This window comes from Aequorivita viscosa, assembly GCF_900106795.1.
Classification (GTDB): Bacteria; Bacteroidota; Bacteroidia; order Flavobacteriales; family Flavobacteriaceae; genus Aequorivita; species Aequorivita viscosa.
Genome location: NZ_FNNS01000001.1, coordinates 30538 through 51637 on the forward strand (window position 1 = coordinate 30538; position 21100 = coordinate 51637).

At 37.0% G+C, this 21100-nt stretch carries 20 protein-coding genes and 1 pseudogene; 9 read left to right on the forward strand and 12 right to left on the reverse strand.

Going from position 1 to position 21100, the window contains the following annotated elements:
• Window position 1: 1 nt before the first annotated feature.
• The 3 genes from BLW28_RS00140 to dnaA all read right to left on the reverse strand — a co-directional run bounded on the left by BLW28_RS00140 (window position 2) and on the right by dnaA (window position 3395).
• Window positions 2-1384, reverse strand: coding sequence for a PQQ-dependent sugar dehydrogenase (locus BLW28_RS00140; protein ID WP_073220344.1), 1383 nt, complete (start codon window positions 1382-1384; stop codon window positions 2-4).
• Window positions 1385-1437: 53 nt separating this feature from the next.
• Window positions 1438-1872, reverse strand: a complete 435-nt coding sequence (locus tag BLW28_RS00145) for a low molecular weight protein-tyrosine-phosphatase (RefSeq protein ID WP_073220341.1) — start codon at window positions 1870-1872, stop codon at window positions 1438-1440.
• A 95-nt stretch (window positions 1873-1967) separates the two neighbouring features.
• The gene (dnaA, locus tag BLW28_RS00150; protein WP_073220338.1) at window positions 1968-3395 is read right to left on the reverse strand and encodes a chromosomal replication initiator protein DnaA; all 1428 of its coding nucleotides are present in this window, start codon (window positions 3393-3395) and stop codon (window positions 1968-1970) included.
• Between the two features lie 204 nt (window positions 3396-3599).
• Here dnaA and BLW28_RS00155 point away from each other — a divergent pair, with 204 nt between their 5' ends.
• Window positions 3600-3998 (forward strand): acyl-CoA thioesterase, encoded by a 399-nt coding sequence (locus BLW28_RS00155; protein ID WP_073220335.1) that lies wholly within the window; start codon window positions 3600-3602, stop codon window positions 3996-3998.
• Window positions 3999-4035: 37 nt separating this feature from the next.
• Here BLW28_RS00155 and BLW28_RS00160 read toward each other — a convergent pair whose 3' ends face one another.
• Genes BLW28_RS00160 through ribD form a run of 3 tightly spaced genes read right to left on the reverse strand, consistent with a single transcriptional unit; the run spans window position 4036 to window position 6621 of the window.
• Window positions 4036-4662 carry an IMPACT family protein gene (locus BLW28_RS00160; RefSeq protein ID WP_073220333.1) on the reverse strand — a complete coding sequence of 209 codons (627 nt, stop codon included), beginning with the start codon at window positions 4660-4662 and terminating at the stop codon, window positions 4036-4038.
• Between the two features lie 34 nt (window positions 4663-4696).
• Window positions 4697-5569 (reverse strand): DMT family transporter, encoded by an 873-nt coding sequence (locus BLW28_RS00165; RefSeq protein ID WP_073220330.1) that lies wholly within the window; start codon window positions 5567-5569, stop codon window positions 4697-4699.
• Window positions 5566-6621 (reverse strand): bifunctional diaminohydroxyphosphoribosylaminopyrimidine deaminase/5-amino-6-(5-phosphoribosylamino)uracil reductase RibD, encoded by a 1056-nt coding sequence (gene ribD, locus BLW28_RS00170; RefSeq protein WP_073220327.1) that lies wholly within the window; start codon window positions 6619-6621, stop codon window positions 5566-5568. Before ribD ends, BLW28_RS00165 begins: the two co-directional genes overlap by 4 nt.
• Before the next feature lie 27 nt (window positions 6622-6648).
• Between ribD and BLW28_RS00175 the strand changes: the two are divergent.
• Window positions 6649-7135: pseudogene (locus BLW28_RS00175) on the forward strand (GNAT family N-acetyltransferase).
• 36 nt (window positions 7136-7171) lie between these two features.
• Window positions 7172-8050, forward strand: coding sequence for a peptide chain release factor N(5)-glutamine methyltransferase (prmC, locus tag BLW28_RS00180; RefSeq protein WP_073220325.1), 879 nt, complete (start codon window positions 7172-7174; stop codon window positions 8048-8050).
• Here the strand turns inward: prmC and BLW28_RS00185 are convergent.
• The 3 genes from BLW28_RS00185 to BLW28_RS00195 all read right to left on the reverse strand — a co-directional run bounded on the left by BLW28_RS00185 (window position 8047) and on the right by BLW28_RS00195 (window position 10196).
• A complete protein-coding gene (locus BLW28_RS00185; protein ID WP_073220322.1) occupies window positions 8047-8856 on the reverse strand; it encodes a class I SAM-dependent methyltransferase in 810 nt (269 codons plus the stop codon). The two genes, prmC and BLW28_RS00185, sit on opposite strands and share 4 nt — an antisense overlap.
• A gap of 154 nt (window positions 8857-9010) precedes the next feature.
• A complete protein-coding gene (locus BLW28_RS00190) occupies window positions 9011-9391 on the reverse strand; it encodes a Rid family detoxifying hydrolase (RefSeq protein ID WP_073220319.1) in 381 nt (126 codons plus the stop codon).
• 172 nt (window positions 9392-9563) lie between these two features.
• Window positions 9564-10196 (reverse strand): tetratricopeptide repeat protein, encoded by a 633-nt coding sequence (locus tag BLW28_RS00195; RefSeq protein ID WP_159431775.1) that lies wholly within the window; start codon window positions 10194-10196, stop codon window positions 9564-9566.
• 339 nt (window positions 10197-10535) lie between these two features.
• Here BLW28_RS00195 and BLW28_RS00200 point away from each other — a divergent pair, with 339 nt between their 5' ends.
• From BLW28_RS00200 to lepB, 6 genes are all read left to right on the forward strand, one after another.
• Complete coding sequence (locus tag BLW28_RS00200; RefSeq protein WP_073220313.1) at window positions 10536-11417, forward strand: SDR family oxidoreductase; 882 nt, start codon at window positions 10536-10538, stop codon at window positions 11415-11417.
• Between the two features lie 156 nt (window positions 11418-11573).
• Window positions 11574-12344, forward strand: coding sequence for a ParA family protein (locus BLW28_RS00205; RefSeq protein WP_073220311.1), 771 nt, complete (start codon window positions 11574-11576; stop codon window positions 12342-12344).
• Window positions 12345-13244, forward strand: a complete 900-nt coding sequence (locus tag BLW28_RS00210) for a ParB/RepB/Spo0J family partition protein (protein ID WP_073220308.1) — start codon at window positions 12345-12347, stop codon at window positions 13242-13244. It abuts the gene before it with no gap.
• Window positions 13234-13812 carry a DUF5683 domain-containing protein gene (locus BLW28_RS00215; protein ID WP_073220305.1) on the forward strand — a complete coding sequence of 193 codons (579 nt, stop codon included), beginning with the start codon at window positions 13234-13236 and terminating at the stop codon, window positions 13810-13812. The genes BLW28_RS00210 and BLW28_RS00215 overlap by 11 nt, the downstream gene beginning before the upstream one ends.
• Window positions 13813-14012: 200 nt before the next feature.
• On the forward strand, window positions 14013-14717 hold the full coding sequence (gene dapB, locus BLW28_RS00220; RefSeq protein WP_073220301.1) for a 4-hydroxy-tetrahydrodipicolinate reductase: 705 nt from the start codon (window positions 14013-14015) through the stop codon (window positions 14715-14717).
• A gap of 119 nt (window positions 14718-14836) precedes the next feature.
• Window positions 14837-16402 carry a signal peptidase I gene (lepB, locus tag BLW28_RS00225; RefSeq protein WP_073220297.1) on the forward strand — a complete coding sequence of 522 codons (1566 nt, stop codon included), beginning with the start codon at window positions 14837-14839 and terminating at the stop codon, window positions 16400-16402.
• A 228-nt stretch (window positions 16403-16630) separates the two neighbouring features.
• Here lepB and BLW28_RS00230 read toward each other — a convergent pair whose 3' ends face one another.
• From BLW28_RS00230 to BLW28_RS00240, 3 genes are all read right to left on the reverse strand, one after another.
• Window positions 16631-19093: a DUF5686 and carboxypeptidase regulatory-like domain-containing protein gene (locus BLW28_RS00230; RefSeq protein ID WP_317042253.1), complete on the reverse strand. Its 2463-nt coding sequence runs from the start codon at window positions 19091-19093 to the stop codon at window positions 16631-16633.
• 204 nt (window positions 19094-19297) lie between these two features.
• Complete coding sequence (locus BLW28_RS00235; RefSeq protein WP_073220292.1) at window positions 19298-20356, reverse strand: nucleoid-associated protein; 1059 nt, start codon at window positions 20354-20356, stop codon at window positions 19298-19300.
• 133 nt (window positions 20357-20489) lie between these two features.
• Window positions 20490-21017, reverse strand: coding sequence for an IS1096 element passenger TnpR family protein (locus BLW28_RS00240; protein ID WP_073220289.1), 528 nt, complete (start codon window positions 21015-21017; stop codon window positions 20490-20492).
• Window positions 21018-21100: the final 83 nt, after the last annotated feature.

Here is a 21100-nt window from a genome sequence, read left to right on the forward strand (position 1 = left end):
TTTATTGAACCATTATTTTTTTAATAGTAGATTGCCCTTTCTCCGAAATTATTTTGGCAATGTAAATTCCAGAATTCAATTTTTCTACTGAAACGGTTACCTCCTTGCTATCTATGTTTTCATTCAAGTAAACTAAGCTACCTTGAATATCAAAAATTTGAATTGCTTGAAAAGTATCGTTTTTTAAACTAAAAGTTATATTTTCGGAAGCAGGATTAGGAAGAATACTGAGCGATTTTTCAAAAATATAGTCTTCAGTGTTAACAAGTTCACTTCCTTTAACCTTATAAATATTTCCTCCGGAGATGTCTACTGTGTATAGCTCTTTGTTGACGTCTTCTCCAAAAGAAGCCCAACTTCCGGCAAAGTAGCCGTGTTCAAGTATATTCCCTGAATCGTCCACTGTTCCAATTAATCCGCTGCAGTAATCGGCAAAGAAGTAGAGTCCAGCGATATCAGAATATATCGAACCTCTGTATACATAGCCACCTGTAATTGAGCAGTTGCCATTTATGTGGGTATATTCTACAAAGGGAAACTCTAATTCGGATGCTGGAGGGCACCCTTGTGTGTTAAAAGGAAGAGACCCTTCGTAGCAACGCCAGCCGTAATTGAGTCCGACATTTGCCAATGGAGCTCGGTTTATCTCTTCTATATTTTCTTGGCCAACGTCGGCAATCCAAATTTCATTTGCCGCAAAATCTATGGAAAATCGCCACGGATTACGTAAGCCATAGGCATAAATTTCTTCTTTTATTCCTGGCACTCCAATAAATGGATTATTGGGAGGAATACCATAATTATTACCTCCTGATGGGTTATCAACATCAATTCGCAATAACTTCCCTAATAGTGAATTTAGATTTTGTGAATTGTTGTTAGAATCGCCTCCTCCGCCACCATCACCAGAAGAAATATATAGGTAGCCGTCGGGGCCAAATGCCAAATTGCCACCATTGTGATTAACGGACGGCTGATTGTATGCTAAAATAGGAAATTCCGAATTGCTGTCTGCAAGATCGGCATTTGTAGAACTTACTGAAAATCTAGAAATTTGAGTGTTACCATTAATGTCGGTATAATTAATGTAGAAATAGCCGTTGCTTTCGTAATTTGGATGAAAAGCCAAGCCTAGTAATCCTTGTTCAAATACGTTCGAAATTTGGTTGGAAACATCTAGAAAAGGCGTGGAGTTCACAGCTCCAGTTGGCTGAATTACTTTTATTTTTCCATCTTTTTCTACAACGAAAAGGCGACCATCGTTGGCGTGCTGTAAACTTAGTGGGCTCGTAAAACCGCTATTGAAAAGCTCTAGGGTTATTTCTTGCGCATAACTAAATGCTGATAGAAATAAAAATAGAGATGAAATAAAGATTTTTTTCATAGCGAGCTCTTTTAAGAAGCTACTAAAATAAGTATTTAACTCCGATAAGCGTGTTAAAGCTTGGCTGCAATTAGCTTACAAGCTTCATCTAGCATTCTATATACTTTTTCAAAACCCATAGTGCCTCCCATATAAGGATCAGGGACATCTACATTTTCTCCAGGAAACACTTCATCCAGTATAAGTTTAACCTTTGCCCTTTGTTCTTCGTTTTCCGCAAGCTCAAGAACATCACTTTTGTTAGAATTGTCCATTACGTAAATAAGGTCAAAATCGTCAAAGTCTTTGGCAGAAAATTGTCTTCCTAGTTGGTCTGTGATGTCTATATTATACTTTCTGCCAACAGCGATACTTCGTTCGTCTGGCGGGTTGCCAATATGCCAATGTCCTGTACCTGCGGAATCTACAAATACCTCCTCAGGATTTACCTTAGATTTTAAAATTCCTTCGGCAAGAGGGGAGCGGCAAATATTGCCTAGACAAACCATTAGTATTCTTTTCTTTTCCAAAATGCTAGGTATTAGGTTAAAATGTAAATATACAAGTTAACACCTTTTTTCGAAAGCCGATTATAAAAAAACCTTTATAGGGTAAGTTTTTTACTAAGGTCTTCTACATATTTGCGAAATTGCTTGTCGGTGCTAGATAGGTTATCTACCGTTTTACAGGCGTGTAGTACAGTAGCATGGTCGCGCTGCCCAATCTGTGATCCAATAGACGCTAACGAAGCTTTAGTATATTTTTTCGCGAAAAACATGGCTAACTGTCTAGCTTGTACAATATGCCTTTTTCGAGTTTTAGATTGAAGCGTATCTACGTCCATTTGGAAATAATCACTCACAACCTTTTGGATGTAGTCTATAGAAACCTCTCTTTTGGTGTGTTTTACGTAATTCTCAACAATCTTCCGCGCAAGCTCAATGGTAATTTCTTTTTTATTGAATGAGGAATGTGCAATTAATGAAATTATAGCCCCTTCCAGTTCGCGAATATTCGTTTTAATGTTATTAGCTAAAAATTCAATTATTTCGCCAGGCATTTCAACACCATCGCGATACAATTTGTTTTCAATAATAGCTACACGCGTATCGTAATCTGGATGATTCAATTCAGCCGAAAGTCCCCATTTAAAACGAGATAACAAGCGTTGCTCGATATCAATCATATCTACAGGAGCTTTATCGCTTGTAAGAATTACTTGCTTTCCATTTTGGTGTAAGTGATTGAATACGTGAAAGAAAACATCTTGAGTGCCCGCTTTTCCAGAGAATAACTGAATATCATCAACAATCAATACATCTATAATTTGATAGAAATGTATAAAATCGTTTCGGTTGTTTTTTCTTACTGATTCAATATACTGTTGTGTAAATTTTTCGGCAGAAATATATAGTACTGTTTTTTCGGGATATTTGTCTTTTATATCAACCCCAATGGCATGAGCCAAATGTGTTTTTCCCAAACCAACACCGCCAAATATGAGGAGGGGGTTAAAAGAAGTTCCTCCGGGTTTATTTGCAACTGCCAAACCTGCTGAGCGAGCCAATCGGTTAGAGTCTCCTTCTAGGAAATTTTCAAAATTATAATTCGGGTTTAATTGTGATTCAATTTTTACATTCCGAATACCGGGAATAACGAAAGGGTTTTTTAGTTCAGGGCTTTTATTTTTAACGGGAACATCCACTTCCTGTGATTGCATATTACTCCTGTTAGAACTTGGGATTTTTTCAGTGAATGGTTGTTTGTTTCCGTAGGTGTTTTCCATACGGATTATGTAAACCAACTTGGCCTTAGGTCCTAATTCTTTAGTAAGTGCAACTTTTAAAATTTTAACGTAATGCTCCTCAAGCCATTCGTAAAAGAATTTACTCGGTACTTGAATGCTGAGTGCACTATCAGCCAACTTAACCGCCTTAATGGGTTCGAACCATGTTTTGTAAGCTTGCGAAGTAATATTATCTTCGATGAAAGCCAAACAGTTGTTCCAAACCGATTCCGCAGTTTTGTTCATAGTTAAAATTTATCTTTTGTTTTTTAATAAAGTTTGTGTTTAAAAATAAAAGGAAGAAGGTTTTCCTAGCTATTCTCAACAGTGCAAATATGTGAACAAAAAAGTTATAAAAAAAACCCTTTAGGGCTTGAAATATTCAATTGTTTTCGCCATACTTCACTTTCGATAAAACTACAAAAAATCTTTTGTAATAACTACTATATTTTGAAGATAACTACAATACAATTTAGAGTGAGATATGGCGAAACAGATCAAATGGGCGTGGTCTATTATGGAAATTATGCCCAATATCTCGAACAGGGACGAACCGAGTGGTTACGGGAGCTCGGCTTCTCATACAAATGGATGGAGGCTAATAATGTGCAGCTTCCAGTGGTACATTTAAGTATTGATTATAAGCACCCTGCCCGTTACGATGATTTGATAACCGTGCGCACAAGTTTGGTGAAAATGCCAACCGCAAAAATCGAATTTTTTTATGAAATTTTTAATGAATCAAACCAGCTTTTGGTTAGTGCAACAACGGTTCTTGTTTTTATTAACACAGAGACTAAAAAATTGATGAAGGCACCTGATTATTTGTTGGAAAAATTAGCAGAATGATACTTCTTAGAAACTTGAATTTTGATTGTCTTAATTTTCAATTTTCAAGTTCTTCAAGCGATTTAATATTTACTTTATATATGTTTTCAAATAAATCGAAAATTCGGCTTGCATCTTTTTTGCGAACAGAAATTTCAAATTCACAATTAAGTTCCATTTTTTGATTTACAACAGATAGATTTTCGTCTTTTATGATTCGCATAACAGTATTCATCTCGGGATATTCAAATTTTAAGATGAAGGTTTCATTAATTGTTTTTTCAACAATTTTGCTAGATTCCAATGCCATTAATGCGGCTGTTTTGTAAGCTTGAACCAAACCACCAACGCCCAGTTTTGTTCCTCCAAAGTAACGTACAACAACTACGAGTATGTTTGTTACATCAAATGACTGCAACTGTCCGTATATAGGCATTCCTGCACTGTTTGAAGGCTCGCCGTCATCATTTGCCCGGTACTGCTCATATCGTTTTCCTAGTTGCCAAGCATAGCACCAATGGCGTGCGTTGTAATGCTGTTTTTTTAAACTTTCAATGTATTCTTTAGCTTCTTCTTCAGTAAAAACGGGATAGGCGTAACCAAAAAATTTACTTCCTTTTTCCTTATAAAGTACTTCTTCAGATGGTTTTAAAATGGTTTTATACGTGTCTTTTTCTGTATCCAAAATATGTGTTATTTCTATTTGAAAAAAGTGTGGATTAAAATCTTCCCAAGGTTATCAGTAAAATTGCCAAAACAGCAAGCGCGATTCCAATCCAATTTTTAGGCAATATTTTTTCTTTGAATAAAATAACACCTAACAATGTAGAGATTAATACAATTGAAACATTGTTAAGCGTAAAAATCCCTGAACTTTCAAAAATACCACTGCGCAAGGCGAGTACCAAGAAATAAAAGGAAAAGTAATTTGGAATTCCTAAGGCAATGCCTCCTAGAATATTTTTAAACTGAAATTGAAACTTGTCTCCAAATGCTTTGATAACAATTAAAACCACGCCAATTAAAGCCGACATGGCATAAATAGTGGCAGAAAAAATGGCGATATCTTCTTTTCCCAAATATTCACCTTCAACAAATTTTACTGTTGTGTCGATAATCCCAGTTCCTAAAAAAACAAGAAGTGGAAAAACAAAATTCGAAGCTTTTATCTTTAAACCGTCTTTAGCTTTAATAGAGGCGAGATAAACTGCAGCCAATGCCAATAAAATTCCCACGAGTTTTATAATTCCTAAACTTTCGTTGTAATAAATTAACCCGAAAAGTATGGGTATAACCACGCTCATTTTAGCAGCGACAGAGACAACCGAAAGGCCGCTTCGTTGTGCTGTGACTCCCATTAAATGAAAAACGGTTATAAACAGTACCCCAAGTGCGATAGCGAATGGAAACCAAGAGTAAACAACCGTTTTTGTAAATTCAATTTCTGTTGGTTGCAAAATAATTCCGCAGATAGCGGCTACAAAGTAGTTGATTACAATGGCGTGAAGGGTATTTACATTATACTTTGGGAACATCTTAAAAGCCACAAAAATAGCAGTAGATGAAAGAATACTCAGTAGAAGCGCTATCAAGATTTTTGACTTTTAAAACGTTGCAAACTATCTTTCTTTATTTTTTCTTCAGAAATCAAAACTCCTTTAAAAACGGGAGCAGAAACTCCTTGTTCAAAATTGGCAGGTCCTGAAAAAACAAGAGCTTCATCCCAAAGATGGACGTTAATAAATGTTTGAAGTGTTTTTGGCCCACCCTCAACGATTAGGGATTGTATTCCTTTTTCATACAAAACATCGCAAATTTGAGGGGCTATTTCTTTTGAAAAATCTATTTGAACAAACTGCGTTTCATTTTTTAATGAAGCTTTATTTTTTTCTGTAAATACATACGTTTTCACACTTCGGTCAAAGATAGAGGAGTGGGATGGAAGTTTTAACTCCCTGTCAATTACAACTCTCGTTGGGTTGTTGCCGGTCCAATCGCGAACAGTTAAGGATGGATTGTCGTCTATAACTGTCTTCGTGCCAACTAGAATCGCCATTTCCTCGCTGCGTATTTTGTGAACGAGTTGTCGAGAAAATTCGTTAGTAATCCAGATGGGTTTGGTTTCGGTTCTGCTTTCTTGTAATGGGGCTACAAAGCCATCGGCTGTCTGAGCCCATTTTAGAAAAATATAAGGTCTCTTTTTACTGTGAAATGTAAAAAAACGTTTGTTTAATTCGATGCACTCCTGCTCCAAAACTCCCGAAACAACTTCGCATCCTGCATCTTGTAGTTTTTTAATGCCACGCCCCGCAACTTGCGGATTTGGGTCGGTGCTGCCAATTACGACTTTCTTAATTCCTCTAGAAATTATTAAATCGGAACAAGGCGGAGTTTTTCCAAAGTGGCTGCAAGGCTCTAAACTTACGTAAATAGTAGCTTCTTTTAATAAATGTGAATTGCTAGTAACGCTAGCGATGGCGTTTACCTCGGCATGCGGCTGTCCAGCTTTGTAGTGCCAACCTTCGCCAATTATTTTACCGTTGTGTACAATTACGCTTCCCACCAGCGGATTTGGATATGTGGTTCCCAATCCATTTTTGGCGAGTTGAATACAACGCGACATATATTTTTCATGTAATTTCACAGCGTAAAAATACAAGGATTTAATTAGATGAACATAGCTATTATCCGACTTATTGAAAGAAAGGACAATCCAATTGTAGCTCAAGTTATTCGCAAGGTTTTAATCGATTTAGGTGTTCCTAAAGTGGGAACTGCCTATGCCGATACGGCACTGGATTGTATGTTTGAAACGTATCAAAAACCACGCTCGGCCTATTTTGTAGTGGAACGTAATGGCATTGTTTTAGGCGGTGCCGGAATAGCGCAGCTTGATAATTATGATGGAAACGTTTGCGAGTTGCAAAAAATGTATTTCCTGCCCGAAGCTAGAGGATTGGGACTTGGGGCTCAGCTAATGGAATTTTGTGTCGCCAAAGCACAAGAGTTTAAATTTGAAAATATCTATCTCGAAACAATGGAATATATGAAATCAGCCCAAAAACTTTACAAAAAAAGCAGGGTTTAAGTATCTCGATGGTCCTTTGGGGAATACTGGGCATTTTGCCTGTCCGGTTCAAATGCTGAAAAAACTGTAATTCTATTAATTGTAAGTGCTTTAAACATTCAATCTTTTGAAAATTTCAGAATTAAAATCCAGTTTTAGAAGCAGTTTGCAAGGTTTGTATCCTTCGGAAGAGGTGCAATCCTTTTTAGATATGCTTGCTGAGAAATACTTGTCTTTATCCCGCATTCAAATTACTTTAAAGGCTGATGGTAAAGTTTCGGAAGAAGCTTCTGAACGATTCGAGAAAGCGATACTTCGGTTGAAAAAACAAGAACCTATACAATATATAATAGGTGAAACGGAGTTTTACGGTTTGCTTTTTAAAGTGAACCAACACACTTTAATCCCGCGTCCTGAAACCGAAGAACTAGTTGAATGGGTTGTTTCTGAACAAGCTTCAACAACCCAAAATGCTGGCCATGTAACGATTCTAGATATTGGAACAGGTTCGGGTTGTATTGCGATTTCCTTGGCTAAGAATCTTCCAAATTCACAAGTACACGCTGTGGATATTTCTTCAGAAGCTATAAAGATGGCGCGACAAAATGCTGTAGAGAATAGAGTTGAAGTCGATTTTTTTCAAACGGATATTTTAAAAACGAAATCACTTCCGACAGGTGAAGTTCAAGCTGAGAAACATTATGATATTATTGTTTCCAATCCGCCATACGTTCGCGAACTGGAAAAAAAACAAATGCAGCCCAATGTTTTGGATTACGAGCCAGAAACGGCCTTGTTTGTACATGATAATGATCCGTTGCTTTTTTACCGCGTTATTTCTCGATTGGCAAAAACCTCTCTAAAACCAGGAGGGACTTTATTTTTTGAAATCAATGAGCACTTCGGAAATGAAGTAGCGGAATTACTAAAAGAAGAAGGTTTTACCAAAATTAAAGTAAAGCAAGACATTTACGGTAAAGACCGCATGGTTAAGGGCACTCTTTAAATCTTGGTTGCAGTTTTTGTAGCCACTATTGCGTAAACCATTGGGATTTTATCATCTAGTCCTTTTATCCTAAACTTTTTCTTCTCAAATTCTACTGTATTATTGAAGCAATTGTAAGGCGAATAGTCAAATTCTTGGAGTGCGTTTATTGCTAAGCCATTTTTTATCAAATTAGTAATCACTTCGCTCATACTATGATTCCACGAGATAAATTCAGTTGAAATGTCAGCATTTTTTTCGGCATACGTTCCTTCTTCAGTTTCTTGAATAGCTTCTTTGTTGAAATAGCTGTATTTAATTTCTTTAAAATCATCATCAAACATCCACACGACAGGGTGGAATTCCACAAAGACAAATTTCCCATTGGGTTTTAAAAATGTTGAAACAATTTTCGCCCATTTATCAAGGTCGGGAAGCCAGCCGATGGTGCCATAACTTGTGAAAACAATATCAAATTTTTCAGATAGATGTTTATGAAGTTCATAGATGTCTGAACATATAAAAGTAGCTTCCAACTCGGTTTTTTTGGCAAGTTCATTGGCTTTGAGGATTGCCTTGTCAGACAAGTCAACTCCCGTGACCTTGGCGCCTAATCTGGCTAATGATAAAGTGTCCTGCCCAAAGTGGCATTGCAGGTGTAAAACCGTTTTATTTGAAATATCGCCTAGTAAACTCAATTCGATTTCATTCAACGATGTATTACCCTTTATAAAGCTATCTACATCGTAAAAATCTGAATTATAGTGATGTTCGGTACGACTGTTCCAGGAGTTTCTGTTGGTTTCGATATAATTTAACTCCTTCATTTTAAAGCTTTTTGAATTTTGATTGACTTCCTAAGTAAAGTAAACGGATTCCTTTTCATTGTTTTTCTGGACATTTAATGGGTTTTGTCTGACTATTTAAGATCTTCAGCCTAAAGCAAAACTTTAGTGGATTCAGCTCATTGACAGATTTCTCTTAAAGCGCTGCTATCACCGAAATCTCGACATTTACCGACTTCGGCAACTTGGCTACTTCTACTGTTTCGCGAGCTGGAGCGGTGGCTTCTTCAAAATAGCTTCCATACACTTTATTGATTGCGGCAAAGTTGTTCATGTCGCTGATAAAAATGGTGCTTTTTAAAACGTTTTCGAAGGTCATTCCGGCTTCGGTAAGGATTGCTTTTACGTTTTCCATTACGAGTTTTGTTTCGGTTTCTATGGTGTCTAAAACTAATTCGCCTGTTTTTGGGTCTATCGCAATTTGTCCCGAAGTAAATAGCATGCCGTTTTTAAGGACTGCCTGATTGTAAGGCCCGATAGGAGCAGGAGCGTGGGTGGTGGTAATTATTTTTTTCATAGTTTTTATAGGTTTTGACGAGTTTTCAATTAATTTTAATAGTCAAAAATAGGCATCGGTTTTCTTTTTTAAGGCATAAAGAATGGAAATTAAGTTGTGAGGTTTTTAGGGATTAAGCAGTCTTCTTTATTTGTTGATTTGGTTGGATTTTGCCGATTAAACGCCTGGTTTGTTATTCTGTGCAGTTCTTGATTTTTTTCTCGAATTTGGCTATATCTTCTTTGTATTCTGAAAATTTATACAAGTCAGTTTTAATGCTATCATACAAATTTATTGCTTCAGAACATTTGTTTTGTTTTATCATAACATGTGCCATTTCATACATAACGGTCGTTCGTTCATTCTCAGATTTTGTTCGGGAAAGGATATATTCAAATATCTCAAAGCTTTTGTCATACTCTCCCATCAGGTTTCTGATTACACCCATATTGAATGCAGATGGAAAGTAGGTAGAGTCTGAAAAAATAAAGGATTCTTTATAATACTCCATTGCCATTCTGTGAGTTCCCTTTTCTCTATAAATATTTCCTAGGTTATTTAATATCGCGGGGTTGTCTGGTTCGAGTCTAATTGCCGCTATAAATTTAGTTTCTGCATTGTCGTAGTCTTCTTCTTTTAAAGCGTCTATACCTTCATTATTTAATCTGTTGGCTTCTGTATTTTTGAAAACATAATCTCCATAAATAATTTCAAGTTTTTTGTTTTCTGTTAGAATTATTTCAAACTTTTCGGCTTTACTAATGGCTTTGGGGTTATTGCACCCACAGTTAACAATTATTATTAGGAAAAGAATAGGAACTCTCATTGTTAGAATCATTTATTGTTTAGTGGTCAACATCCAAACAAACCCCATAAAGCGTCCATTCGCATTATTCATTTTGCTGTTTCTCTTCAAATATAACATAAAACCCTTATTCCTCATCACGCCTTGTCCGCTTCTATGCCTTAAAATTTAAGCCCTAATGTATTAGTCTTATTTAAACCGTTAATTCGTTAGCTTGAATCTTGATTTTGTTGACTAAAACATTTAGTAATGAGTAATGTGAAAATAAGTGTTAATGTTCAATCGTCTTAATTTGTATTCATTTTTCATTCACCCCCAATCATTACTAAATATTCGTATTTTTGTGTCTTAAAATAAATTATGGACTATACAGCAAAAATGCTCCGCGACGATGCGTTAAAGGGCAAAACGATAGTAGTAACAGGCGGTGGAAGCGGTCTTGGAAAAGCAATGACAACCTATTTCCTCGAATTGGGGGCCAATGTGGTAATCACTTCCCGAAATATAGAAAAGTTACAAACAGTAAAAAAGGAACTTGAAGAAGCAACTGGCGGAAAAGTATTGCCAGTGCAATGTGATGTGCGAAATTATGACGAAGTTGAAGCAATGGTCGAAGCTTCTGTAAAGGAATTTGGCGCTGTGGACGTGCTATTGAATAACGCCGCAGGAAATTTTATTTCTCCAACAGAAAGACTTTCAGCTAATGCGTTTGATACCATCATCGATATCGTATTGAAAGGAACAAAAAACTGCACCCTTGCTTTCGGAAAACATTGGATTGATAAAAAAGAAACGAATAAAACCGTTTTAAATATTGTTACAACCTATGCTTTTACAGGTTCTGCTTATGTGGTCCCGAGCGCTACTGCAAAAGCAGGTGTCTTGGCAATGACACGTTCATTGGCCGTAGAATGGGCGAAATACGGCATTCGTTTTAACGCAATTGCGCCAGGACCTTTCCCAACAAAGGGAGCTTGGGATAGATTGCTTCCTGGTGAATTAAAAGAAAAGTTTGATCCAGCGAAAAAGGTTCCTGTACAGCGAGTAGGGGAGCACCAAGAACTTGCAAACTTAGCGGCATATCTAGTTTCAGACTTCTCAGCATATATCAACGGTGAGGTTGTGGTTATAGACGGCGGCGAGTGGCTACAAGGCGCAGGACAAATGAATCAACTAGAACAAGTTCCGCAGCAAATGTGGGATATGTTGGAGGCGATGATTCGCACTCAGAAAAAATCATAAAAGTTATGAGCTATGAGTTAAGAGTTATGAAATTGGACATTCATAACTCATAACTCTGAATTCATAACTTCTCATTGTTCCCTTTCTGTTAACAAATATGATTTTCTATCCCCATAATTAATTGTACTTTTAACCTCTAAAATTTCAAGTAAATTAATGGGTAAAATAATTGCAATTGCAAACCAAAAAGGAGGTGTAGGCAAGACTACAACCTCTGTGAATTTAGCTGCATCATTGGGCGTTCTTGAGAAAAAAGTATTGCTTATCGATGCAGATCCACAGGCGAATGCCACTTCGGGATTGGGTATTGATGTTGAATCGGTGGAGCTTGGTACTTACCAATTGCTTGAACACAGCGCAAGCGCCAAAGATGCAATTCTTAAGACAAATTCGCCAAACCTAGACCTAATCCCTTCGCATATAGATCTTGTAGCGATTGAGATTGAATTGGTGGATGTTGAAAACAGGGAGTATATGCTGAAAACGGCAATTGAAAGCCTAAGGGAAGAGTACGACTATATCCTTATAGATTGCGCACCATCCTTGGGATTACTTACATTGAATGCCTTAACTGCAGCCGATTCTGTTGTTATTCCTATTCAATGTGAATATTTTGCTTTAGAAGGATTGGGAAAACTGTTGAATACCATTAAAAGTGTTCAAAAAATACATAACGTAAATCTTGATATCGAAGGTTTATTGCTAACCATGTACGATTCCCGCCTTCGTTTGTCAAACCAAGTGGTGGACGAGGTTAAGAAGCATTTTGACGAAATGGTTTTCGAGACAATCATTCAGCGAAATGTTCGTTTAAGTGAAGCGCCCAGTTATGGCGAAAGTATTATCAGTTATGACGCTTCTAGTAAAGGAGCCGAGAACTATTTAAGTTTAGCACACGAACTTATTAAGAAAAACGAGAAGATTTAAATGGCGAAAGCAACTAAAAAACAAGCCCTTGGTAGAGGTCTTTCAGCTTTATTGAAAGATCCGTCAAACGATATAAAATCTGTTGAAGACAAAAACGCAGACAAAGTAGTTGGCAGTATTGTCGAGCTTGAATTGGGTAGTATTGAGGTAAACCCCTTTCAGCCACGAAGTAGTTTCAATGAAGAATCACTTCGGGAGCTTGCTTCGTCTATTAAAGAACTTGGTGTAATTCAGCCTATTACCGTTCGGAAATTAGATTTTAACAAATACCAATTGGTAAGTGGAGAACGTCGTTTTCGTGCTTCAAAACTTGTTGGACTTGCTACCATCCCAGCCTATATCCGAATTGCCAATGACCAGGAATCTTTGGAAATGGCATTGGTCGAAAACATTCAAAGACAGGATTTAGATCCTATCGAAATTGCACTTTCCTACCAAAGATTGATCGAGGAGGTAAACGTTACGCAAGAAGAACTCAGTGATAGAGTAGGGAAGAACCGATCTACGATTGCAAATTACCTACGCCTGTTAAAACTGGATCCAATTATTCAAACAGGAATTCGCGACGGTTTTATAAGCATGGGTCACGGCCGGGCACTTATTAATATAGACGATTTGAGCGACCAGTTGGATATTTATGAAAAAATCCTGAGCCAAAACCTTTCTGTTCGCGAGACAGAAGCCTTGGTGCGTGAATATAAAAACCCAACACAAAAAGCTGCTCCACAAAAAACGGTGATTCCTCCGTATGCTAAAAAAGCGAAAAAAGAATTGACAGATTTGTTTGAAACTTCTGTAGATGTAAAGATAACCAAGTCGGGGAAAGGTCAATTGGTAGTTCCGTTTAAAAATCAAGAAGACTTCGATCGTATTTTGAAGCTCATTAAAAGTGAGAAATAAATTCCTATATATTTTTTTTTTAATCTTCGCCACTCCTTTATTGGCGCAGGTTTCCGATACCCTTAAAGTTAAAGAAGAAAGGGCAATCGTGATGAATGATTCTATTTTTAATGATGTTGAATACGAACCATTGGCACCGGCAAGAGCGGCATTCTATTCCGCAGTACTTCCAGGATTAGGGCAGGCATACAACAAGAAATACTGGAAAATTCCTATTATCTACGCAGGAATGGCTACCGGTGTTTATTTCTATAAGAAACAAAACGATGATTACCACCGTTTTCGTGATGCATATAAAAGAAGACTCGCAGGGTACACAGATGACGAATTTCAAGGAATTTCAAACGATCGCTTAATAAACGCCCAGAAATCTGCTCAGAAGAATAAGAGTGTCAGCATTATTGTAACACTAGCATTTTACCTTTTAAATGTGATCGATGCAAATGTGGATGCCCATTTGCGGCAATATGAAGTAAGAGAAGATTTATCGCTTCAGCCTAATTTAGAAGTAAATCCATTCAATTCGCAAGCGCAGTACGGAATGTCGTTGACGTATCGGTTTAAATAAACTGCAAGTTGTTCCTGAAGAACGGGGCTTCTGATAGATTTGGATGAAAAGTTGATTGTAAGAAAGAACAAGGAAGAAGGAAGAAGGAAGAAGGAATAAAGAGTAAAGAACAAAGAACAAAGAATAAAGAATTAAGAGCAAAGAGCAAGCTCACAAGATTTACTAATAATCAAAAGATACCCGCCCACGCGGGCATTGCAATGAAAATAGCACTCCTAGGATACGGAAAAATGGGCAAAACGATTGAAAAATTGGCGTTGGAAAAAGGTCATGCTATCGTTTACAAAAGTACCAAGGAATCTTCTGAAGGTAAATTTGAAGATGCTGAAGTAGCCATTGAGTTTTCTTCGCCAGAAGCTGCTGTTGGAAACATTTCGAAAGCATTGGAAGCAGAAATACCAGTTGTTTCTGGTACCACAGGTTGGTTAAAGCAATACGATGAAATGGTAAACTTATGTGAAAAGCGTAACGGAAGTTTCATTTATGCGTCCAATTTCAGTATTGGCGTCAATTTGTTTTTTAGTATAAACAAATACGTTGCAGAATTACTCGCTCCTTGGAAAGAATACAATGTTTCTGTTGAAGAAATTCATCACACTGAAAAGAAAGATGCACCAAGCGGGACAGCAATCACGATTGCTGAGGGAATACTGAATCACAGTGATAAAAAAGAATGGAAACTGGATGGAGATAAACCTGGCGAGTTGAAGATTTCCGCCAAAAGGGAGGATGATGTAAAAGGAACGCATACCGTTTCGTACGATTCCACCATTGATACTATTTCGCTTAAGCACGAAGCCCATTCCCGTGATGGATTTGCGTTAGGTGCAATTATAGCCGCAGAGTGGTTGAAAGATAGAAAAGGAGTATTTACAATGAAAGATGTTTTGAAGATTAAAGATTAACGACTTTATATCAAATCTCAAAATATGTCGCCCTGAGCACAGTCGAAGGGTAAATTAAAAAGTTACCATAAATTGTCACCCTGAGCGCAGTCGAAGGGTCGAAAAACAAATAACAAATTATGAGTTGGATAGGTTGGTTTACAGTATTTTTAATAATTCAGTTGGTCCATTTTGCGGGTACTTGGAAGTTGTATCAAATTGCAGGTAGAAAGTCTTGGGAAGCAGCTGTGCCTGTTTACAACGCAATAGTCTTGATGAAAATTATTAATAGACCTTGGTGGTGGACGATTCTTTTGTTTGTTCCAATTGTAAATTTAATAATGTTTCCAGTAATCTGGGTTGAAACGCTTCGTAGTTTTGGGCGTAACTCTACGGCAGACACTGTTTTGGTCTTGTTGACCTTCGGACTTTATATTTACTATGTCAATTACACTCAAAATGTTTCTTTAATCGAAAATAGAAGCTTAAAACCTCGTACTTCTGCGGGTGAATGGGTGAGTTCTATTCTTTTTGCTGTTGTTGCGGCTACGATTGTGCATACGTATGTAATGCAGCCATTTACTATTCCAACTTCTTCGTTAGAGAAAACATTATTGGTTGGGGACTTCCTTTTTGTAAGTAAATTCCATTATGGCGCACGAACGCCAATGACAGCTGTGTCGTTTCCGATGGTACACGATACAATTCCTGTAATCCGTAAGAAATCGTATTTACCAAAGCCACAAATCCCATATTTTAGACTTCCTGGATTTCAAGAAATAAAACGAAATGATATTGTTGTTTTTAACTGGCCTGTAGATACGGTAAATGCCTTCCAACAGTACGGTGATGGGAAGTATTATTATAAACCCATCGATAAAAAATCAAACTACGTAAAGCGTGCGGTAGGAATGCCTGGAGATTCTTTGGAAGTACGCGAAGGTTACGTTTTTATCAACGGAAAACAAAATGAATTGCCAGATAGGGCACGACTTCAATTTCGATATGCGCTTAAAACCACTGGGCAAATCAATCCGCAATTGCTTGTAAATCGTTACGATATAACTGATGGTTATGAATACGATCAAGAAAATAGCATTTACTATTTTAGAGCTATTTCGGACGAATCGCTAGATAAAATCAGAAACAACCCAAGTGTTTTAGAAGTAATTCCATTAAAAAGTAGGAAAGGACAATGGGATCGTGGAATTTTCCCAAATCACGGAGCATATCCCTGGAATAACGATTTCTTTGGACCGTTATATATTCCAAAAGAAGGCGCAACGGTGGCAATTACCCCAGAAACACTTCCACTTTATAAAAGAATTATAGAAGTTTATGAAGGCAGTGAAATTGGACTTAACAATAAAGTAACCCAAAGTGCCGGAGAAATATTATTGAACGGAAAACCAATTACTGAATATACTTTTAAAATGGACTACTATTGGATGATGGGGGATAACCGAAATAATAGTGAAGATGCGCGGACTTGGGGGTTTGTTCCATTTAATCACGTAGTTGGAAAACCTGTGTTTGTATGGATGAGTTGGGATGGCATCAATAAAAAAGTGCGTTGGGATCGTGTTTTCACTACCGTTGGAGGAAGTGGAAAGCCCGTTTCTTACTTTATTTACTTTGTTGGATTAGTAATTGCTTGGTTTGCTTTTGACTTTTTCAGAAAACGCAAGAAGGCGGCCGGAAAGTAGGGTTTCTAGTGACTTAAATTTACTTCATTTTTGTGTTTCGGCGTTAAGTTTAGAGAGAAGTACCTTGGTATAGCTTAATTAATAATTATACGTGCCTAGCTTGTAGCACTATATGGTATTTAAATTCAATCGAGAAACCTTTTTAAGAATGTTATGTGTTATTGTGGTTGAAAATACCACTTAACTAATTAATCAAAATATGGGAAATAGGGCTACTGCGAAAACGTACTATAGCCCAACAAGTTCCAAGAACTTCAAACCAAAAACGACTGCTCCCATACTTTCGCCATTGTAATACGAACGGACATAATCGATTCTTAAGAATCTGAAGTTTCCAATTCCAACATTGTCTAATCCTACGGAAAATTCCGAATATGGTTTTTGTTGTTCAGTGCCAAGAACGTGCGCGCCAACAATCAAATTAAAGTTTAACTGGTTAATACCTGGAATTTTGCCCAAAACCCATCCTCTAAAATCGTGTTCTAGGTGACCTTCAAAATAACTTTTGTTCGTGCTGAGTTGGTAATAAGGCATCAGATTGAAAACATTGGTATAATTTGGCGCAGTTCCTACTCTTGTTTGATTTCCATTAAAATGTTTGTAGTCTACAAAAGAGATTCCGTCGCCATTAGCAAATCCCCCTCCTTTTAAATTATAGTTGAATTCGCCTTTGTTTCCAACAGTAATGGATTGTCGTAATCCTGCCTCAAACTGAGTGAAATTATAACGACTTTCTGAAGTTGCAATCCCGTTTTCGATAGCAAGGTTCAACGTAGGGTATTTATTACTTCCCAAATTGAATTTCATATCGGGATTGGAGTAATATTTTTGAGCAAAATTGATTCGGGCACTCACTATAGACTTCACAATGTTGTGTTCGGAAATAGCTGCATTGTTAAAGTTGGTTGGAGCCAATGGGTTATTGCTCGAATAACTCAAATCGTTATTCGGAATCATTACATAGTCCGTATTGTTGAAAAGGGGCTTTCTATTTTCGTAACCTGCACTCGCCGAAATATGAAGTCCGTTGAAAACTTCTTGACTATATCCTAACCGTCCGTAATTAAGCTCATAGAGCTTCATATAATTCCTTTCAAAGAATAGGGTAGAGACAGTGTTGATAATAGGAGAGATGGGCTCTGTGCTGTTAAATTGAGCAACTTTACTTCCGCCGCTTAGTGAGAGGCGTAATTTATCCTTCCAATTATAATTTCTAAGGATATAACCATCAAAACGTAGTCTGTCTTCAGAGAGACCGTAATCGGCTTTTACAGAAGCTATAAACACGTTGGTTTGGTTATCGTCGAACCACTTTCTATAACTTAATCCTGCATTGGCATTCCACCCTTGAACGGTGTTGAAATTAATTTTAGTTATTGGGCCGTCGTAATTAACAGACCATTTGTCGTAAGAATTTCTGAATGAGTAACCCGTCAATGGCGATAAAAATCCCACTTTATTCGATTTAGAATCGATAGAATCTAAGTACGGCTTTGAGCGTCGAATTACTTGAAGACTGTCTCTTCTTACATAATCTTTTAATTCTTCGTTAGTTAGAGGAACGGGGCGGATTCCTTTCCAAAATAGACTATCTTTTTTATTTGCTCCTTCTTTAAATGAAAGCACTTCATTGGTAAAAGATTTTTTGGTGAATTCAGGTTGAAAGTCATAATTGGAATACACAGCTATAAATTGCCCGTCGCCCTTCATTCCTAACATCCCAAACCCAAAATCGATAGTTTGTGAAATTTTCACCCAAAAATTGTATTGTGAATCGTATTTGTAGTTTTGTTTTACTGTTAAATCACTAACAAAGGGTATTTGTATCGCAGCGCCTGTAGTGGAAAGTTCTACACCGTACAGTTGCCAATCGTCTTCAACTATATACACATATCCTTGCCAAACCCTATCTTTAGGGCGACGAGGAATTACTTTAATTTTATTGATAAGTTTCGAGCCTTCGTAAAAAACACCATCTAATTTGTAATTGTAATAACTCATTGCATTTGATGCAATTGGCGAAACTAGGGCGGTGTTCATTTCAATCGTGTTTTCGTAATACGAAAGATTGGCGCTTTGGGCACTGTTAAAGCTAAACCCGTTATCGTTCCCGCTTACTTTGGAAGCAATGATTTTCTCGGTGAAATTATCTGGTTTTTGATATGCTATTTCTGAAATGGTTTCGGATAAATAGACTATTCCTGTGCGTGTGGAATCAAGCGCTCCGTCGAAATCGCCGACTTCCTGTCCAAAAATTTTCTCAGGAATGTCCTTTACACGCCAAAGTCCGCGAGAGTAAAAGTCTGCGGTGTATTCACTCAATTTCTCTAAATTTTGCTTTCTACGCGCAATTGTTTCTCGGATAATTCGGTATGCAGGGTCTTCTTGCGTATTTAAAACAACTTCGTCTAAACTCGTAGTTTCTTCCAAGAGGGTAACATTTAAAATATGCGGAAACGAAGTAGGAGCAACGGTTTTGGTAATCGATTTGTAACCTAAAAACTGAAATGTAATTTGATATTTCCCTTTTTCGGATATGTTTAGGGAGTAATTGCCATCGTCGTTTGATGTGGTTCCTTTATAGCTATCTTGAAGATAAATATTTACATACGGCAGCGGTTCTCCATTAATGTCGGTTACTTTTCCAGCAATTTGTGCGGTTAGGTTGGTTGAAATTAATATGAACAACAATAGAAACTTTTGCAACATATGTAGATTTAATAGTGGGTTTGTTAATGCAATATACAAAGAAACAGCTCTTAAAGTATCAATAAAAAATGGAGCGAAAATTACGTTTCAAATTCATCAATAATCACAACGTTTATGTTTTAGACTAGCCTAAAAAAATAGCGCAATCACTTGGAGTTCAAATTAAATTGCGCTATCATTTAAAGTTTAGCTTTTCTCTTCTTTGTTGAAGTACACAAGATAATAATACATTTGCTTTTCTTCATCCCAACCTTTTTCAACAAATTTATCGGCACTTTCTGGGTTGATAAAATCTAGTTTTATCTGAATGTTTGTATCCAGGTTGATTATGTTTTTTATCTTTTTTCGCGCAGCAGTTACGGCGGTATTGGCGATTGGAAAAGTGGTTAAATCTTCAATGCTATATTTAGGAGATTTTTCTGCTTTGTAGTTTTGGAATTCAGGAATCAAATCTGGATTGTCGATAACTTCATTCATAAAAGCAGTCTCTTCAAAATTGTCATTTTTCGCAAAATGGTTAACTGCTCTATTCATAAACATAACCTCTTGTTTTTTGTCTTCTGCGGGCAGCACTATATCTTTCGCAAAATCCTGACAAAATTTCAAGTATTTCTTTGTGTAGAAGTTGTCATCGGCCAAGGCTTCTACTGCAAGAAAGTTCTCTATCCAATAGCGCGTGTCGTAACGATTGCTATCTACCGAAAGCACTTTATACCCTTCTTCTTTATTAGCGTTAAAAATAAGGCATCCTTTATCTAATTTGTTGAGGTTTACGCCTTGTTCAAGGAGTGCATCCAATTGGTTTTCTTTTTCTGAAAACTGTAAAAAATCCTGCTTTAATTCGCTTTTAAAAATTCCGATAGCGTCCATTTTTACGTTGTCTAGCTGAACATTTTCAAGATAAGCAACATAGACCTCCCCATTTTTAATATGCGGATGCTCCGATTGGTTAAATAAGTGCGAAGTGATTTTTTTAGACAGTTCGTGAACGCTGTTCGGGTTTTCAAAAATTGCAGAGACAATATTGTAAAGCTCGTGAAACTCTAAATCGGCCTCGTGGGAAAAATGAAAATAGTTTTCTTCTTTTTCACGAAATGGCTTTAGAAAAAATTCTTTCATCAACGGCGTTAACTCGTCATCTAGCTTATAAGGGTCTGATGAAAGAAACATAGGTTCGTTTCGGCTCTTGTTGCCAACACGATGAATAGAAAGAGATGCTATATGGGTACCGAATAGGTTTATCATTTTTTAATTTCTAATTATTAGTTTTAGTTATGAGTGCAGCGTTATGAGTGCAATGTTTTTTTCAAGAATTAACAATTGGCGAATTAATTTATAAAACCATTTCTTAGAACACTGCGTTCTGACTACTGAATTACTAATTCCAGTTTTCATCAAATCCTAGGCTGTCATAGTCTTCAGGGTCTAGATCGAATTCTTCGTCGAAATCGCTGTCAAAATCGTCTTCGCCACCAATTTTTTCAGAAGTGAATTCTTTTTCGGGTGCTATTGCAGGAATTTGCCCGTGAACATACATAAGGTTCGGGTACATTACGCCATCTTCAACTTCGCCAATATCGGCCAATTCGACCATAAATGTCCACATACTTAAGAAGTCGTATACGTAGATTAATTTTGTTTCTTCCTCTGAAACCACTTCATCTAAAAAAGTATCACTCATAATTCGAATTTTACCTGGTTCTTCGCCTAAATCGAACAAACAGATTTCTTCTCCTTCTTCCCATAACTCGTTGCTTTTATAAAACGACGCCATTTCTTGGCCGTCAAACCCAAAGGCTTGAACAATGGCATTATGAAAATCTTCTAATGTGGCAGATGCCTGTATTTCGATGTCGCGGAAAACGTCTTCGTCTGTATCGAGGATTATTCTGAAACGGTAAATCATGAGTATAGCTTTTATTAGGGCGCAAAGTTACTTAAAAAGTAAGCAGATAAGTGCGTCTGTTTTTAGTTTTGATTAAGTTTTTA

Excerpts from the sequence above, each read along its gene's own strand:
- BLW28_RS00140 (WP_073220344.1), bottom strand. The coding sequence starts at position 1,384 with ATGAAAAAAATCTTTATTTCATCTCTATTTTTATTTCTATCAGCATTT.
- BLW28_RS00145 (WP_073220341.1), bottom strand. The coding sequence starts at position 1,872 with ATGGTTTGTCTAGGCAATATTTGCCGCTCCCCTCTTGCCGAAGGAATT.
- dnaA (WP_073220338.1), bottom strand. The coding sequence starts at position 3,395 with ATGAACAAAACTGCGGAATCGGTTTGGAACAACTGTTTGGCTTTCATC.
- BLW28_RS00185 (WP_073220322.1), bottom strand. The coding sequence starts at position 8,856 with ATGAAGGAGTTAAATTATATCGAAACCAACAGAAACTCCTGGAACAGT.
- BLW28_RS00190 (WP_073220319.1), bottom strand. The coding sequence starts at position 9,391 with ATGAAAAAAATAATTACCACCACCCACGCTCCTGCTCCTATCGGGCCT.
- BLW28_RS00195 (WP_159431775.1), bottom strand. The coding sequence starts at position 10,196 with ATGAGAGTTCCTATTCTTTTCCTAATAATAATTGTTAACTGTGGGTGC.
- BLW28_RS00200 (WP_073220313.1), top strand. The coding sequence starts at position 10,536 with ATGGACTATACAGCAAAAATGCTCCGCGACGATGCGTTAAAGGGCAAA.
- BLW28_RS00205 (WP_073220311.1), top strand. The coding sequence starts at position 11,574 with ATGGGTAAAATAATTGCAATTGCAAACCAAAAAGGAGGTGTAGGCAAG.
- BLW28_RS00210 (WP_073220308.1), top strand. The coding sequence starts at position 12,345 with ATGGCGAAAGCAACTAAAAAACAAGCCCTTGGTAGAGGTCTTTCAGCT.
- dapB (WP_073220301.1), top strand. The coding sequence starts at position 14,013 with ATGAAAATAGCACTCCTAGGATACGGAAAAATGGGCAAAACGATTGAA.
- lepB (WP_073220297.1), top strand. The coding sequence starts at position 14,837 with ATGAGTTGGATAGGTTGGTTTACAGTATTTTTAATAATTCAGTTGGTC.
- BLW28_RS00235 (WP_073220292.1), bottom strand. The coding sequence starts at position 20,356 with ATGATAAACCTATTCGGTACCCATATAGCATCTCTTTCTATTCATCGT.
- BLW28_RS00240 (WP_073220289.1), bottom strand. The coding sequence starts at position 21,017 with ATGATTTACCGTTTCAGAATAATCCTCGATACAGACGAAGACGTTTTC.